This is a genomic window from Clostridium sp., from assembly GCF_036646415.1.
In the GTDB taxonomy this organism is placed as follows: domain Bacteria; phylum Bacillota; class Clostridia; order Clostridiales; family Clostridiaceae; genus Clostridium_J.
The window spans coordinates 66,997-82,786 of record NZ_JAVXMF010000009.1 but is presented as its reverse complement, the minus strand read 5'-3'; the positions used below and the strand labels follow the sequence as shown (position 1 = coordinate 82,786).

Here is a 15,790-nt window from a genome sequence, read left to right as displayed (position 1 = left end):
AGTGTTACAATTTTTCTTAACTAGGTCATAGTATGTAATTTATAGGGTATAAGTATTTACTACTATAATAAAGTATGCATCTTATAAGGGTTAAAATTTTAATTTTATTGGTATATAATAGCTATATTGATTTATATAAAGGTTGAAGGAGAAATTTATGTTTAGATTAGAGGAATGTGTAGGCTTTATAACAAGTAATGCTGCTAAAGAATTGTCGGATGAATTTAATAGAAGGCTAGGAGAAGAGGGGAGTACGAGAGTTCAATGGATAGCATTGTATTATATAGGTAAGGAAGATGGGATTTCCCAAAAGGCACTAGCCAATAAAATGAATGTAAAAGAGTCTACTATAGTAAGACTTGTAGATAGAATGGAGAAAGACAGTATAGTAAAGAGGGAGAAAGAAAAGGCAGATAGACGTGTAACTAACATATATTTAACAGATAAAGGAAATGAATTAAGAAAAGGTTTAATGCCAATGGGTGAAAAATTTTCTGATGATGCAACAAGAGGGATAAAGCAAGAACATTTAGATATATTTAGTAATGTTTTGAGAAAAATGGTTACAAATATTAATGAAAATGTTGACAATATAACTTAAAAGTGGTATTTTTTAGATAGAATACTTGTTATGCTAATTATTGCATATACAAGAAATAAGGAGGAAGAAAGATGAAAAAAGAACCAAGACAATTATTAAATGATTTTATGAATGGATTAAATGAAGTGGGTCAAACAAATGGAGAAAATGTTCAAGGATTTATGAACCTACTAGGAACAACTTATGCAGAAGGAAAATTAACTACAAAAACAAAAGAATTAATAAGTGTTGCGATTGCTGCATTTAGTCGTTGTGAATATTGTATAGTTTTCCATGTATATAAAGCACTGGAAGCTGGAGCAAATAGGGAAGAAATAATGGAAGCTGCTATGGTTGCTGTTGCATTTGGCGGAGGTCCAAGCATCGCTTATACTGTAACATTATTAAAAGATTCAATAGATGAGTTTGAAAAAGATTTCCAATAAATAATAAATAAATGAAGTAAAACTCTGCATGTATTAGATTGCGGAGTTTTATTTATATAACATAAACAGAAGATAATACAAATCAATTTTACAATATAACTAAAATATTAAGGATGTGAAGATATGGAATTGAAATTAGAAGCTTTAACAGGGCATGCTAAGAGTGCAAAAGTAGGAAAGATAAATGTAAATGTAGGAGATAGAGTAGAAGAAAATACTGTACTATTACAATTAGAGACTGGAAAAGGAAACTCTCCAATTAAAGCAAAGGGTACTTATAATATTGAAGATGTAAAGGTTAACGAGGGTGATGAAGTAAAAATAGGAGATATCCTTATGATAGTTTCAGAAGAAGCTAAACCTCAAAATAAAAAACCTAACTTTGATTACTTTGGAAGTATGATAAAAGGGAAAAATGAAAAAATAGAAACTGATCTAGCAATAATAGGAGCTGGTCCTGGTGGATATGTATCAGCTATATATGCAGCTAAGAAGGGATTAAAGGTAGTTATTATAGAGAAAGAAAATTTAGGAGGAACATGCTTAAATGTTGGATGTATCCCAACTAAATCCTTAGTAAAATCTTCAGAGGTGTATTCTCACCTAGTTAATTGCAAAGAGTTTGGATTAGAATGTGAAAATCCAAAAGTAAATATGGAAAAAATAATAGAAAGAAAAGATGGAATTAAGGATAAATTAGTTTCAGGCATAGACTATCTATTAAATAAAAATGAAGTAAGACAAATAAAAGGAACTGCTACATTTGAAAATGAAAATACTATAAATGTTGAAGAGGGCAGAGATAAATACTCTATAACGGCTAAAAATATAATAGTAGCATCAGGTTCTAAGATAGCAAAGATAAATATACCTGGAATTGACTTGCCATTTGTATTAAACAGTACAAAAGCTTTAAGTGATAAACATAAACCAGAATCTATAACTATCATTGGCGGTGGAGTTATTGGTATGGAGTTTGCATTTATGTACTCTAATTTAGGCGTTAAGGTAAATGTTGTGGAGTTTGAACCAAGGCTTTTAACTATGGTAGATTGGGAAATATCCGAAGAAATTAAAAGAATAGCAGAGGAAAAAGGGATCAAGATATTTGTAAATTCAAAGGTAAGTAGAATTGAAGAAACAGAAAATGGGGAAGCAATCGTAGTATTTAACAAAGAAGAGAAAGAAAAGTATATAGTTTCAGAAAAAGTATTAGTAGCAATAGGAAGAGAATCAAATACTGAAGGGCTAGAATTAGAAAAAGCTAATGTTGAATTAAATGATAACTTAAAAGGAATTAAAGTTGATGCATATTTTGAAACTAATACAAAAGGGATATATGCAATTGGTGATGTTAATAATATAATTCAGCTTGCACATGCAGCATCTCACCAGGGAATTATAGCTGTAGATAATATATTGGGAGAAAATAAAATTATGGATTGTAGTGAAGTTCCCAATGTTATATTTACATCTCCAGAAATAGCATCAGTTGGAATAATGGAAGATGAAGCAAAAGAAAAAGGAATACCATATAAGACAAGTAAATTCTACTTTAAGGGTAATGGAAAAGCATTAACCATGGGAGAAGAGAAAGGATTTATAAAGCTACTTAAAGATATTGAAAAGGATAGAATTGTTGGAGCTTCGATTATAGGAGCTGATGCATCATCATTAATAAGTGCATTAACTTTAATAGTTAAAAATAATATTAAGGAAGAAGCAATAATAGAAACTATTTTCCCACATCCAACAACAGGTGAGGTTATTCACGAAGCAACTCTTGAATTGGGAATAGGAGGATTACATTGTTAACAAATAGGATTATAATTTCAAAAACAACAGATCCTTACTATAATTTAGCAATGGAAGAGCAACTATTTAATAATATTAAGGATGATGAAATAATATTTTATTTATGGAAAAACCATAAAACAGTAGTAATTGGGAGAAACCAAAACCCTTATATAGAATGTGATGTTGATTATGTGAAAAAAAATGGAGCTAAAGTAGCAAGAAGGATGTCTGGGGGCGGAACTGTATATCATGATTTAGGAAATTTGAATTTCACATTTATAACAACTAAAAAAAATTATGATATGTATAAACAAATGATGGTTATAAAAAATGCAGTTGAAAAGTTTGGTATAACTGTATCTGAAAGTGGAAGAAATGATTTGATAGTAGAGGATAAAAAGTTTTCAGGACATGCATTTTATGAAGATGACGGCAAATGTTTTCATCATGGAACCATTATGATAGATGTGAATAAGGAGGAATTAAAGAATATATTAAGACCTTCTAAACTAAAACTGGAATCGAAGGGAATCACTTCAGTAAAAAGTAGAGTTATAAATTTAAAAGAATGTGAAAATAGCATAAACTTAGAAAATATTACAGAAAATTTAATTCGTAGCTTTGAGATAGTTTACGGAGAAATATCTGATATTAGAGATAGTTGCGAAGAAGATTTAAAAGAAGCTATTTTAAGTAAATATAGAAGTAATAAGTGGATTTATGGTGAAAGTCCACAATTTAATGTAAAACTTGAAACTAAATTAGAAATAGGCAATGTTCAGCTACTTATGAATGTTAAAGATAATTTAGTTGATAAAGTGAGGATTTACTCAGATACTTTAATGAAAGTTTCTTTTGATTGTTTAGAAGAGGCTATTTTATTTCAAGAATTTGACGAAGAGAAAATTTTAAGTATGGTTAAAGCCCATTTCAACAAGGTATCTATAAAAATCAATTAAACTTAGTGTTACAATTTTCATTGAATAGGAAAATATTATGGTGTTGACTTTTTAAAAAAGATGATATAGTATATAAATTAATGAAAAATGAATTTTAAATGCACTGAAAAGGGAAAGTATGTAATATAAATTACTACAGAGAAAGGTTAGTTAGCTGAGATAACCTGCAATAAGTATTATTGAAGTGCCCCTTGGAGCAGAAAAGCCGAACTAAGTAGGTTTTTATGGGAACTCCCATTATAGAGTTAGGGTATATTTGTACCTGAAATGAGATGGATATTTATTATCTAATCAGAGTGGAACCGCGGAAGTATAACCTTCTGCCTCTGTATATTACAGAGGCAGAAGGTTTTTTGTGTTTAAAAAAATAAGTTTATAATTTAATTAAGTTAAAATATATTTTTGCTGGCCAGCAAAACAATAAAAATTCTAAAACAAGGGAGAGGTTTACAAATGATAAACATTAAATTAATATTATCAATATTATTATCAATAATTTCAATCTTAGCTATATACATAGTGAAAGAAAAAACAAATAAATTTTCAATTTCAGTACTTACAGCACTTTCTTTAGGTTTGGTCCTTGGAATGATATTTAAAGATGATATTTTATTCTTAGATACAGTTGGAAAAGGATATATGTCTTTAATTAAGATGATAGTTATACCTTTAGTTATGACATCATTAATAACTAGTATACTAAGGCTTGAAAACTTAAATACTTTAAAATCAGTAGGGATTAAAACTTTTGCAATTTTACTAGGAACTACTGGAATTGCAGCAACTATAGGTATTGTTGTGGCTAATATATTCAAGTTAGGACAGGGATTAAATTTTGTAGGAGCAGAGAACTTTCAAGCAAGAGAGATACCTGGTTTTTCAAAAGTGTTAATAGATATGTTACCATCAAATCCAATAGCAGCAATTGTGGATAATAGAATAATTCCGGTTATAATATTTTCACTATTTGTAGCAGTTGCATTGGTTATAGAAGATAATATAAATCCTGAAAAAGCAAAACCTTTTAAAAATTTTATAATGTCTGCTTATACTATAGTATTGAGAATTACAAAAATAGTATTAGAAATAATTCCCTATGGAGTATTCGCATTAATTGCTACAGCGGCAGCTAGTAATGGAATGGAAACTATAAAATCATTAATGTGGGTAATTATAGCTGTTTATATTGCAGCGATAATTCAATTTGCAATTGTATATACACCTTTAATTGCTTTTATTGCAAGGAAGAATCCATTAAAGTTCTTTAAAGGGATTTTCCCAGCTCAATTATTAGCATTTACAAGCCAAAGTAGTTATGGAACTTTACCTGTTACAATTAAATCTTTAGTAGAGCGAGTTGGAGTTTCAGAAAGTATTGCAAGCTTTGTAGCACCTCTTGGAGCTACTGTAGGATTAAATGGATGCGGTGGTTTTTATCCAGCAATAGTAGCCATATTTGTAGCAAATGTTTTTAATATAGAACTTACATTATACTCATATATATTGATAATATTAACAACAATTATTTCATCTATAGGAATTGCAGGTGTGCCAGGGGCAGCTACAATGTCAACAACAGTTGTGCTTGCAACATTAGGTTTACCTATAGAAGGTATGGCTATGATAATTGCAGTAGATTCCATAATAGACATGATTAGAACAGCAACTAACGTTACGGGTGCATCAGTTGCAGCTTTAATTGTTGATGAAACAGAAAATAAAAAGAAGAGCATTTTACAGGGTTAGATCATAAAATATATAATATAAGAAAATCCATAAATTATATTTTGTTGAAGGGTAGCATCTAGTTATCGCTATAAATGAAATGTGAGTTTATGGATTTTTTTATTTTTAAAATTCATCTTAATATTGCGGTGTAGTTCTTTAATTTTAATATTAAATATACTAAAAAATTAATATGAAAACACACTATTTTATTAAATTTAACATAGTTGTATAAAAAAGTATAAAATGTTATGATGTTGAAAGGAATTATAAATGAAAAATAATTCATAATTAATATAAAAATTTATTTGATTTATATATTTGTAATTTTTAAATCAAGTAAATAGTATATATATAATATAAAAAGTATTATAGGGAGTGATTGTTATAGAAGTTAAAAATGTGGAAGTAGAAAAGAATAGAAGAATAAAAATAACCATATGCACTATAATTTCTCTTTGCGCATTGCTTGTTATATATTTTAGTATGTCCTTATACTTCATAAACCGTTTTTATTTTGGTTCTGTAATTGATGGTATTAATGCTTGTGGTAAAACGGTAGGACAAATAGAAGAAGAAATATTATCTAGAAGTAAGACATATGCATTGGAATTAAAGGAGCGAGGGAATGTAAAAGAAGTAATTCAATCAAATGATATTGGACTAAAATATGACTTAAATGGTGAAGTTCAGGTATTAAAAGATAATCAGAATCCTTTTGGGTGGATTTATGGGGTTTTTAATACACAGGAATTTAAAATGATTAAAAAAACTTTATATGATGAAGAACTATTAAGAAAATCCTTTGAAAATCTAGCATGTTTTGATAGTGGTAATATAATTGAACCTCAAAATGCTAAATTAGAATATATGAATAATGAATATGTTATTGTAGATGAAGTTAAAGGCAATAAAATTAATAAAGATGCTTTATATGAGAAAGTGGTAGATGTAATTCTTAAGGGAGAAACAATAATGGATCTTGAATCAATTAATTGTTATGAAGAACCGAAATATACTTCAGGCTCCAAGGAAATTATAGAAGCTAAAAATATACTTGAAAAATATACAGCGTCAAAGATTACTTATACTTTTGGAGAACATACAGAAGTATTAGATGAATCTATAATACATGACTGGGTTGAAGTTGACGAAAACTTTAAAATTTCACTTGACGAGGAAAAAGCAAAAAATTATATAGATACATTAGCTAATAGATATGATACTGTAGGTGGAACAAGAGAGTTTGTTACATCATCAGGAGTAACAAAAAACGTTAGCGGTGGTGACTATGGTTGGCTAATTAATAGGTATGAAGAAGTTGAATATTTAGTTGATGCAATAAAAGAAGGACAATCAATAACAAAAGAACCAATATATGCACAAAGCGCAGTAGCTTATGGTACTAATGATATTGGAAATACTTATGTTGAAATTGATCTAACAAAACAACATATATGGTTTTACAAAGATGGTTCTCTTATTGTAGAGGGAGATGTAGTTACAGGCAATGTAAGCAGCAATCACTCAACACCTGCAGGCACTTATAAGTTAGACTATAAACAAAAGGATGCTATATTAAGAGGTGATGATTACGCTACACCTGTTAGCTTTTGGATGCCATTTAATTCGGATATAGGTCTTCATGATGCAACTTGGAGAACGGACTTTGGTGGAAGCATTTATCTGACAAATGGTTCTCATGGTTGTGTAAATGCTCCATATTATGTAGCAGATGCAATATTTTATAATATTGAAGATGGGGCTCCGATAATTTGTTATTTTTAATGGATAATTTGTTATTTTTGCTACAATAGACAATTGTACCAATTTAATCCTATGTATAAGTTTTCTCGGATTTTAATGCTAGTTAATACCTAGCCTATACAACATTGTAAATAAAAGGAACAATATAATAGTGAAATCGCCTTAGGAATAAAAAGCCTAAGGTTTTTTGTTTAGCCCAAAATAGAAATTACAGTAATAGAACACATAAAATACTTTGTTAAAAAATTCAATTGTAATCCTTTAATTTCTAGCAAGAGGTATAAAGAAGATATGCTAGTATATTAACACAATTATCTACTTATAAAAAAATTAATAAGGTTGTAGTTATAAACAGTTCCCTATAGTATAATAACTAATACAATGATAGAAGAGTTAAAAGGCGGAAACCATGATGAAAAATAATAGATATAAGATTATATTTTCTATAGTAATTTTAATCATATGTATTTCCACATATGATGTATTTGCTTTCAGTAATATAAATTTTAAAAATATTACTATTGAAGATGGGTTATCTCAAGCTACAGTTCAAACTATATTTCAAGATAGTAAAGGATATGTTTGGATGGGTACTAATGATGGACTAAACAGGTACAATGGCTATAATATGAAAGTATATAAAAGTGATGAAGGAGATAGCGAAAGTATAGCAGATAATTATATTTTAAATATAACTGAAGATAAAAGTAATAACCTATGGGTATCTACTTGCTACGGACTTACTAAAATCAATATTGTCAATGGAGCTATAAAAAATTATTTTAATGGACCTAACAAAGGTAACTTGTCGGATAATTTTGTTAACTGTGTTTTAGTTACAAAAGATAATAAAATTTTAGTTGGTACTGGTAATGGATTAAATCTTTATAATGAGGAAACAGATAGTTTTCAAAGAATCTTAAATGAAGACGTAAAGCTCACAAATCAAAATATAAAGTCTATGACTGAAGATGTTCACGGTAATATTTGGATGGGTACTAAGTTTGATTTAAACAAGATAAATCTTAACACAAACCAAATTGATAAGTATTATTCTACAGAGGAGGAATCTATAAGTGGAAATGAAATAAATTCATTACTTGCTGATAAATCAGGATATGTATGGGTATCTACATCAATTGGTGGATTAAATAAAATAAATGTGAAAACTAAAGAAATAACCAGCTATAAACATAAGACTGAAGATGAAAATTCACTACCTTCAAATACTACTAAAAAGATGTTTCAAGATAAAGATGGTATTGTGTGGATAGGTACAGAAAAAGGCTTAGCAAAGTATACAAGTAAAGATGAAAAGTTTACAACTTATGTAAATAAGCCCTATTATTCAAATAGTCTATCAAATGATTTAGTGTATACAATTATGGAAGATCGTAGTGGATTAATCTGGGTTGGAACTTATTGTGGAGTTAGTATTTTTGATCCATCTAATAAAATTGCACATTATAAGAATGATCCCTTAAATATAAATTCTTTAAGTGATAATGTTGTACATGGCATTTATGAAGATAAAGATGGATTATTATGGGTTGGAACTAAGGATAATGGTGTAAATATAATTGATAGAAAAAATGATATAGTAAACCATATAATAGAAGGAAGTAGTGACTTAAATTTAAGTAGTAACTCAGTTAAAGTAATTACTGGTAAGGATAATATTGTTTGGATAGGAACTAAAGAAGGCATAAATGAAGTTAATAAAGAAGATATGTCTATAAAGAAATATACACTTAATGATGGATTAACAGGAGAAAATATAAAAAGCTTGTTTTTAGATAGCAAAGGATATTTGTGGATTGGAAGCCCAGATGGTTTAGACATTTTAAACACAGAGGATGGTACTATTAGCTCTATTACTGAACTTTTATTGGCAAAGAACATAACCGATGTTTATATAGAAGATATTTATGAAGATAAGGATGGAGTATATTGGGTAGGAAGTTTTTTGGGTGGAGGACTAACAAAGATAGATTTTAATAATAATAATAATAATATTATAAATTATAAAGACGATGGATATAAGGACAATAGTAACAAAAAAGGTATTAATAGCATAAGGTCAATAGCAGAGGATGAAAATGGGAATCTATGGATTGGAACTAATTGTGGACTTAGAAAATTTAATAAATCAAAGGGAGAATTTACAAACTATACAACTCAAGATGGTTTACCTAACAACACGGTTTATGGTGTTTTATTAGATGATGATGGAAATCCTTGGATGAGTACCAATAATGGTATTTCAAAACTTGATGTAAATACTGGAGAATTTAAAAATTTAAGTGTTATAGATGGTATACAAGGTAATGAGTTTAATGGAAAGGCATATCATAAAAGCATAAGTGGAGAATTATTTTTTGGAGGAACTAATGGAGTTAATAGCTTTAATCCTAATAATATTATACAAACTGATTATTCTCCAAAGGTTGTTTTTGATGAGTTTGAAATACAGGGAGAAAGTTATAAAGATATAAATGGTTTGAAAATCAAATATGGCAAGGACATTATTAGAATAAAGTATTTTGTACCAAATTATAAAGACAATAAAAACATACAATATCAATATAAGTTAGAAGGCTTTAATGATAAATGGATTGCAGTAAGTAATACTGAGGTTATCTACAGTAATTTAAGCCCCGGACAATATACCTTTAAAATAAAGGTCAGAAGTCAAAATGGGGTTATAAGCGAAGAAAGTAGTGTGAAATTTAGAATAGAACCTCCACTTTGGATGAGTAAATGTGCAATTATTATATATTTGTTAGCTATAGTAATAATAATTTATATAAATAAAACTAAAATGAGTAGGTTAGATAATTTGGTAAATAAAAGAACAGAACAATTAATGGATGAGATGGAAATGAATAATACTCTTTTAAAACAAGTTATAAAGCTTGAAAAGAACAAAAATAATTATTTTATAAATTTATCTCATGAGCTTAGAACACCTTTAAACGTAATAAATTCAGTAGAACAGTTAATTACTCATATTAATAGGAATGAAGAGAGTATAACTGCTGAAAAGCTAAATTATTATATGGATGTAATGCGTAAAAATACGAAACGTCTATTAAATTTAATAAATAATATAATAGATGCTAGTAAATTTGAGCATGGAAGCTATAAAATAAACTTGAAAGAGAATGATATTGTTTATACAGTAGAAGAAGCGGCATTAAGTTTAAAGGATTATGTAAAAGCAAAGGGAATTGAGTTGATAATAGATACAGATGTAGAAGAAAAGATAATTATGTGTGATGCATATGAAATAGAAAGATGTATCGTCAATTTAGTTAGTAATGCGGCTAAATTTACTCCTGAGGGAGGTATCATTGAAGTATCCATATATGATTTGGGGAATCAAGTAAAAATAGTTGTTTTAGATAGTGGAATCGGTATAGCTGAAGAATATCATGAATCAATATTTGATAGATTTAACCAAGTCATTGATCCAAACTCAGAAGAAAAAGGTGGAAGTGGATTAGGGCTTACTATTATAAAGCATATTATTGATATGCATATTGGACATATATCTGTTGAAAGTAAAAAGAATGAAGGAAGTAAATTTACTATAATACTACCTGTGGAAGCTAAAAAATTAATAAGTAGTATATAAGAGATTATTGGAATAGAGGGAGACGTATGAATACAATTAATCATTTCAGAACAATTACACACCATAAGTTATTGGTTATGAAATATTGCTTTAGGGTTGGTTTATATAAGCAGGGATTACTTCATGATATGTCTAAATATTCATGGATAGAGTTTTCAGCAGGTATAAAATACTATAGGGGCAATATAAGTCCTAATGGTATACAGAAGCAGATTGAAGGATTATCAAAGGCGTGGCTTCATCACAAAGGAAGAAATAAACATCATCTTGAATATTGGATGGATTACGGGTTAAAGATTGAGGATGGTATGGTTGGAATGAAAATGCCTATTAAATATGTAGTGGAAATGTTTATAGATAGAATGGCTGCTTCCATGAATTATCAAAAGGAAAAATATAGTGATAGAAGTGCATTAGAATATTATGAACGAGGAAAGAGCCATTGTATTTTACATAGTGAAACAAGAGAAATTTTAGAAAGGTTACTTAATATGCTTGCAAATGAGGGCGAAGGAGTAACTTTAAACTATATTAAGAAGGAGCTTTTAAAGTCCTAAGAAATAGCTATAGTCTTAAACTATAATTTGAAATGATTTTATGGAATCTGTAGATTTTTACAGAGTAAAATATTATAGCATTATTTTTCAAATGATAAATAGGAATTATTAGATACAAAGGAAGAAAAGAGGAAACAACATATGAAGTTGACATTAGATATATTTCAAACAATGGCTTTGGCAACTATTGTATTCTATTTAGGGCAACATTTAAAGAAAAGAATTACGGCCTTATCAAAATATTGTATACCTGCTCCAGTTATAGGTGGACTTATTTTTGCAGTATTTATACTTATTTTAAAGCTTACCAATATTGCTACTATTAATTTAGATATAACATTACAGAGTGTTTTTATGACTGCATTTTTTACCAGCATTGGATTTACTGCTAGTTTTAAGATATTAAAAAAAGGTGGAATTAATGTTATAATATTCTTGGCTTTATCAATTATCTTAGTAATTTGTCAAAATATCATGGGAGCAGCTTTAGCATTAATATTTAAGCTAGACCCATTACTAGGTATTTGTACCGGGTCTATTCCAATGATTGGGGGTCATGGAACAGCAGGTTCCTTTGGACCACTTTTAGAAGATATGGGAGTTGCAGGTGCAACAACTGTATCCTTTGCTTCAGCCACTTTTGGATTAGTTATGGGTAGCATTATAGGTGGCTTAGTTGCTAAAGAATTAATTGAACGTTATAAACTTAAGACTCCTAAAGCATCAGGGGATAAATCTATTTCTATAAGTGATTCAAATGAAGACAACCAAGCTTTTTTATGTAATAAAAGATTGATGAACGGTATTTCTTGGATATTTATTGCAATGGGAATTGGATCTATAATCTCTAATTTTATTCAAGATTTAGGGTTAACATTTCCATCATATATTGGAGCTATGCTTGTGGCTGCAGTTATAAGAAATATATGTGATGTCACAAATGTTCAACTTGTAGATAAGGAGATTGCAACAATTGGTGGTATTAGTTTATCATTCTTTCTATGTATGGCATTAATGGGATTAAAGCTATGGGAGCTTTTTGATTTAGCATTTCCTATGATTGTTATGCTTATAGGACAAACTATCCTTATAGGATTTTTCACTTATTTCATAACCTTCCGTGTTATGGGTAAAGATTACGAGGCTGCTGTATTTGCATCTGCTAATTGTGGATTTGGAATGGGTGCTACACCTAATGCTGTAGCTAATATGGATGATTTAGCTAATAAATTTGGATTTGCACCAACTCCTTATTTGGTAGTACCAATCGTAGGAGGATTATTTATTGATTTTATAAACTCTGCAGTAATAACAATATTTATTAATTTTTTACGTTAGTCCTGCTATGATTTATAGAAGTTGTTGAAGATAATTTCTATAAATTCAATATTTGAGTATTTAGAGTTCTATAGTTTTACTCTGAAAATATAAAATTAATAGGAATTTTATATTCTCAGAGTAAAATGGTATAATATGTTTGTGTATAGTATAATTTATATTGGAGATGACAACTTATGACAAGGAAATTGGCTATAGAAACGTTATCAAAGGATTTTTTATTAAATGTGGATATGTTAGAGTGCATAAGAAGAGATAGTGCTGAATTAATGGTAGTGTCTGATAAGGGTGTATTACTATGCGATAAAATTTCTGGAGCTTATATGATGTCTACAGATAACATGAAAATAGCGGAGGTTATGATTAGTAAGATTCCAGATGAGATAGAAATGATAGTTGGACATCAAGAAGTTTACTATGATTTACTTATGAAAAAGTTTAAGTGTAGAGAGAAAATGGTTTGTTATCAGACTCTATATAATAAAGACAAGCCATTAAAAATACCTACATGTTCAGCAGAAATAACTATTCTTACAGAAGAACATATAAGAATAATTATGGAAAATTACTCTGGTGTAGATTTAGCTAACGAAGAGTATATTAAAGAGAGAATAGCAACAAAAACTATGTTCGGAGCCTTTATTAATTCTAAATTATGCGGATTTATTGGTACCCATGAGGAGGGATCCATAGGAATTCTCGAAGTTTTACCAATGTTTAGAGGATTAGGTATTGCCACAGTGCTTCAATCAGTAGCAACAAATGATGCATTGATAAATAACAGGTATCCCTATGGTCAGGTAAAGATAGGGAATGAATCATCCATGAATTTGCAGAAAAAATTAGGATTTGAAATTTCGACAAATACTATTTACTGGCTTTTTAAGTAAAGCTAATAGGTTCTTCTCTTAAAATAGTCAGTTAAACTGAATTATAGAGTCAAGGATATTTATATAATTAACAAGGAGTGATATTAATGGGATTAGATTTATTATTTATATTTAAGGCGATTATAATAGCAATTGTGGAGGGACTTACAGAGTTTATTCCAGTGTCATCTACAGGGCATATGATATTAGTAGGAAATGCAATTAATTTTCATGGTGACTTTGCAAACATGTTTGAGGTTGTTATTCAACTTGGAGCAATACTTGCTGTAGTAGTTCTTTATTGGAAAAAGATAAAGGATAGCGTAATAGAGTTCTTTAAATATATATTTACTGGTGGAAAAAAGGGGAAAACGGGATTTAGATTTGGAATAAATGTTATAATAGGATCTATTCCAGCGGGAATAGTTGGTATGCTATTCTATGATAATATAAAAGATTTATTTAAGCCAGAAGCTGTAATTGTTGGATTTATAGTTGGGGGTATTTTATTAGTTATAATAGAGAATGTATTTAGCAAGATGAAGCATTCTACAAAGAATATAGATGACATAACACTTATGCAGTCATTAAAAGTAGGATTATTCCAAGTTATTTCTATGTGGCCAGGAATGTCTAGAAGTGCATCTACAATAATGGGTGGTTGGGTTGCTGGAATTGCAACACCTATAGCAGCAGAATTCTCATTCTTTTTAGCTATTCCAGCTATGATAGGTTCTTCAGGAAAAGATTTATTTGAGTTTGACTATTCTATAATGAATTCAACTCTATGGATTGCGTTGGTAATTGGATTTATTGTTGCATTCGTAGTATCTATAGTAGTTATGGATAAGTTTGTTGATTTCTTAAAGAAGAAACCAATGAGAGTATTTGCTATATATAGAATAGCAGCTGGAGTACTTCTTGCCATATTAGTATTTACTAAGGTTATAAATTTAGTTGGTTAATATACACATATAGTAATGACTTAGTTGAAGTTAGATTTATTTTAATATTAGGCATCTTCAAGAAATAAATAAGTCAATCTCCTAGACTATTTTGAGTGATACGTCGTCAGAAGAACCCTTAGATAGTTCTACTATCTGCGGAACCTGCTTCCTTGTCTAACTCAAAATATCCTTCGCATCTTTGACTTATTATTTATTTTCAGATGCCTTAGTTATCAACAGATTATAAGAATAACATAAAATTATCCCCATAAAGAAATAAATTTTATTTCTTTATGGGGATAAAATTTAAAAATAAACTTTTAATTTGTGTTAATGGTAAAGAAAAACTATGAAGTTTACCAACTACCAGAGGATCCGCCTCCATTAGAAGAACCTCCTCCGAAGCCTCCAAAGCCGCCGCCACCGCCACCGCCACCGCCGGAACCACCTCTAGGACCTCTTCCGCCTCGTCCTATATTACTCCAAAATAGAAGTTGCAATAGACTAGAAAAAATTCTTCCTCTATTAAAGATTAAGTCTATGAAGAATAATACTACAACAATAATTATGGGTATTTTACTATTGACGATATTTTCATAGTTATAACTACTTTCATTAGGGAGAGTTATATTTAAGGATTTATCTAGAGTAATTCCATATTCAGTACCAATGTAATCAGCCATTGCACTGTAGCTTTGAAGTAAGCCTTCACCATAGTTACCAGATTTAAATTGAGGCGTTGCTAAAGAGTTCATGACCCTACTACTTAGAGCATCTGGAATAGCACCTTCAAGACCTCTACCAACCTCTACTTTCCACTTTCTATCGTCTAAAGCTAAAAGAATTAGAAGTCCATTATCTTTTTCTTTCTGTCCAATTCCCCAGGTTCTAAAAAGTTTATTAGCATAATCTTCAATAGGTGTGCCTTCAGTTGAATTTATTATAACTATAACCGCTTGGGCACCTGTTTTATCTTCTAGTTCTTTTCCAATAGATATAATGCTCTTAGCTTCTGAATCTGTTATTATGCCAACATAGTCATTTACATATTTGTAGTCAGTTGGAGTAGGATACTTATCTTCAGCATTTGCAGAAAAAGATGAAAATAGAATTAATAAAATAAGAGAAGATAAAAATACTTTTAAAAATCTATTTTTAGTATTCATAA

The 15,790-nt window shown here is 29.3% G+C and carries 12 protein-coding genes and 1 other annotated feature; of the genes, 11 read left to right on the top strand and 1 reads right to left on the bottom strand.

What is annotated here, in order from left to right; all coding sequences use genetic code 11:
• The first annotated feature begins 157 nt into the window (after positions 1 to 157).
• The 11 genes from RSD37_RS08365 to RSD37_RS08315 all read left to right on the top strand — a co-directional run bounded on the left by RSD37_RS08365 (position 158) and on the right by RSD37_RS08315 (position 14,640).
• Positions 158 to 601, top strand: a complete 444-nt coding sequence (locus RSD37_RS08365; protein WP_346946267.1) for a MarR family transcriptional regulator — start codon at positions 158 to 160, stop codon at positions 599 to 601.
• Between the two features lie 71 nt (positions 602 to 672).
• Positions 673 to 1,026, top strand: coding sequence for a carboxymuconolactone decarboxylase family protein (locus tag RSD37_RS08360; RefSeq protein WP_346946266.1), 354 nt, complete (start codon positions 673 to 675; stop codon positions 1,024 to 1,026).
• A 123-nt stretch (positions 1,027 to 1,149) separates the two neighbouring features.
• Complete coding sequence (gene lpdA / locus RSD37_RS08355) at positions 1,150 to 2,841, top strand: dihydrolipoyl dehydrogenase (protein WP_346946265.1); 1,692 nt, start codon at positions 1,150 to 1,152, stop codon at positions 2,839 to 2,841.
• Positions 2,835 to 3,782 carry a lipoate--protein ligase gene (locus tag RSD37_RS08350; protein WP_346946264.1) on the top strand — a complete coding sequence of 316 codons (948 nt, stop codon included), beginning with the start codon at positions 2,835 to 2,837 and terminating at the stop codon, positions 3,780 to 3,782. The genes lpdA and RSD37_RS08350 overlap by 7 nt, the downstream gene beginning before the upstream one ends.
• 94 nt (positions 3,783 to 3,876) lie before the next feature.
• Positions 3,877 to 4,113, top strand: a binding site (T-box leader).
• 122 nt (positions 4,114 to 4,235) lie between these two features.
• Positions 4,236 to 5,528 carry a dicarboxylate/amino acid:cation symporter gene (locus RSD37_RS08345; protein WP_346946263.1) on the top strand — a complete coding sequence of 431 codons (1,293 nt, stop codon included), beginning with the start codon at positions 4,236 to 4,238 and terminating at the stop codon, positions 5,526 to 5,528.
• 381 nt (positions 5,529 to 5,909) lie between these two features.
• The gene (locus RSD37_RS08340) at positions 5,910 to 7,295 is read left to right on the top strand and encodes a peptidoglycan binding domain-containing protein (protein ID WP_346946262.1); all 1,386 of its coding nucleotides are present in this window, start codon (positions 5,910 to 5,912) and stop codon (positions 7,293 to 7,295) included.
• A gap of 391 nt (positions 7,296 to 7,686) precedes the next feature.
• Positions 7,687 to 10,911 (top strand): two-component regulator propeller domain-containing protein, encoded by a 3,225-nt coding sequence (locus RSD37_RS08335; RefSeq protein ID WP_346946261.1) that lies wholly within the window; start codon positions 7,687 to 7,689, stop codon positions 10,909 to 10,911.
• Between the two features lie 26 nt (positions 10,912 to 10,937).
• Positions 10,938 to 11,468 (top strand): DUF5662 family protein, encoded by a 531-nt coding sequence (locus tag RSD37_RS08330; protein WP_346946260.1) that lies wholly within the window; start codon positions 10,938 to 10,940, stop codon positions 11,466 to 11,468.
• A 141-nt stretch (positions 11,469 to 11,609) separates the two neighbouring features.
• Entirely contained in the window at positions 11,610 to 12,806 is a 1,197-nt protein-coding gene (gene gltS / locus RSD37_RS08325) for a sodium/glutamate symporter (RefSeq protein WP_346946259.1), read from the top strand.
• A 176-nt stretch (positions 12,807 to 12,982) separates the two neighbouring features.
• The gene (locus tag RSD37_RS08320) at positions 12,983 to 13,696 is read left to right on the top strand and encodes a GNAT family N-acetyltransferase (RefSeq protein WP_346946258.1); all 714 of its coding nucleotides are present in this window, start codon (positions 12,983 to 12,985) and stop codon (positions 13,694 to 13,696) included.
• A gap of 86 nt (positions 13,697 to 13,782) precedes the next feature.
• Complete coding sequence (locus RSD37_RS08315) at positions 13,783 to 14,640, top strand: undecaprenyl-diphosphate phosphatase (RefSeq protein WP_346946257.1); 858 nt, start codon at positions 13,783 to 13,785, stop codon at positions 14,638 to 14,640.
• A gap of 338 nt (positions 14,641 to 14,978) precedes the next feature.
• Here the strand turns inward: RSD37_RS08315 and RSD37_RS08310 are convergent, their stop codons facing one another.
• Positions 14,979 to 15,788: a TPM domain-containing protein gene (locus RSD37_RS08310; RefSeq protein ID WP_346946256.1), complete on the bottom strand. Its 810-nt coding sequence runs from the start codon at positions 15,786 to 15,788 to the stop codon at positions 14,979 to 14,981.
• Between the last annotated feature and the right edge of the window lie 2 nt (positions 15,789 to 15,790).

Bases quoted from the DNA above. Each gene is read 5' to 3' on its own strand.
- RSD37_RS08365 (WP_346946267.1), top strand. From the start codon at position 158: ATGTTTAGATTAGAGGAATGTGTAGGCTTTATAACAAGTAATGCTGCT.
- RSD37_RS08360 (WP_346946266.1), top strand. From the start codon at position 673: ATGAAAAAAGAACCAAGACAATTATTAAATGATTTTATGAATGGATTA.
- lpdA (WP_346946265.1), top strand. From the start codon at position 1,150: ATGGAATTGAAATTAGAAGCTTTAACAGGGCATGCTAAGAGTGCAAAA.
- RSD37_RS08345 (WP_346946263.1), top strand. From the start codon at position 4,236: ATGATAAACATTAAATTAATATTATCAATATTATTATCAATAATTTCA.
- RSD37_RS08335 (WP_346946261.1), top strand. From the start codon at position 7,687: ATGAAAAATAATAGATATAAGATTATATTTTCTATAGTAATTTTAATC.
- RSD37_RS08330 (WP_346946260.1), top strand. From the start codon at position 10,938: ATGAATACAATTAATCATTTCAGAACAATTACACACCATAAGTTATTG.
- gltS (WP_346946259.1), top strand. From the start codon at position 11,610: ATGAAGTTGACATTAGATATATTTCAAACAATGGCTTTGGCAACTATT.
- RSD37_RS08320 (WP_346946258.1), top strand. From the start codon at position 12,983: ATGACAAGGAAATTGGCTATAGAAACGTTATCAAAGGATTTTTTATTA.
- RSD37_RS08315 (WP_346946257.1), top strand. From the start codon at position 13,783: ATGGGATTAGATTTATTATTTATATTTAAGGCGATTATAATAGCAATT.
- RSD37_RS08310 (WP_346946256.1), bottom strand. From the start codon at position 15,788: ATGAATACTAAAAATAGATTTTTAAAAGTATTTTTATCTTCTCTTATT.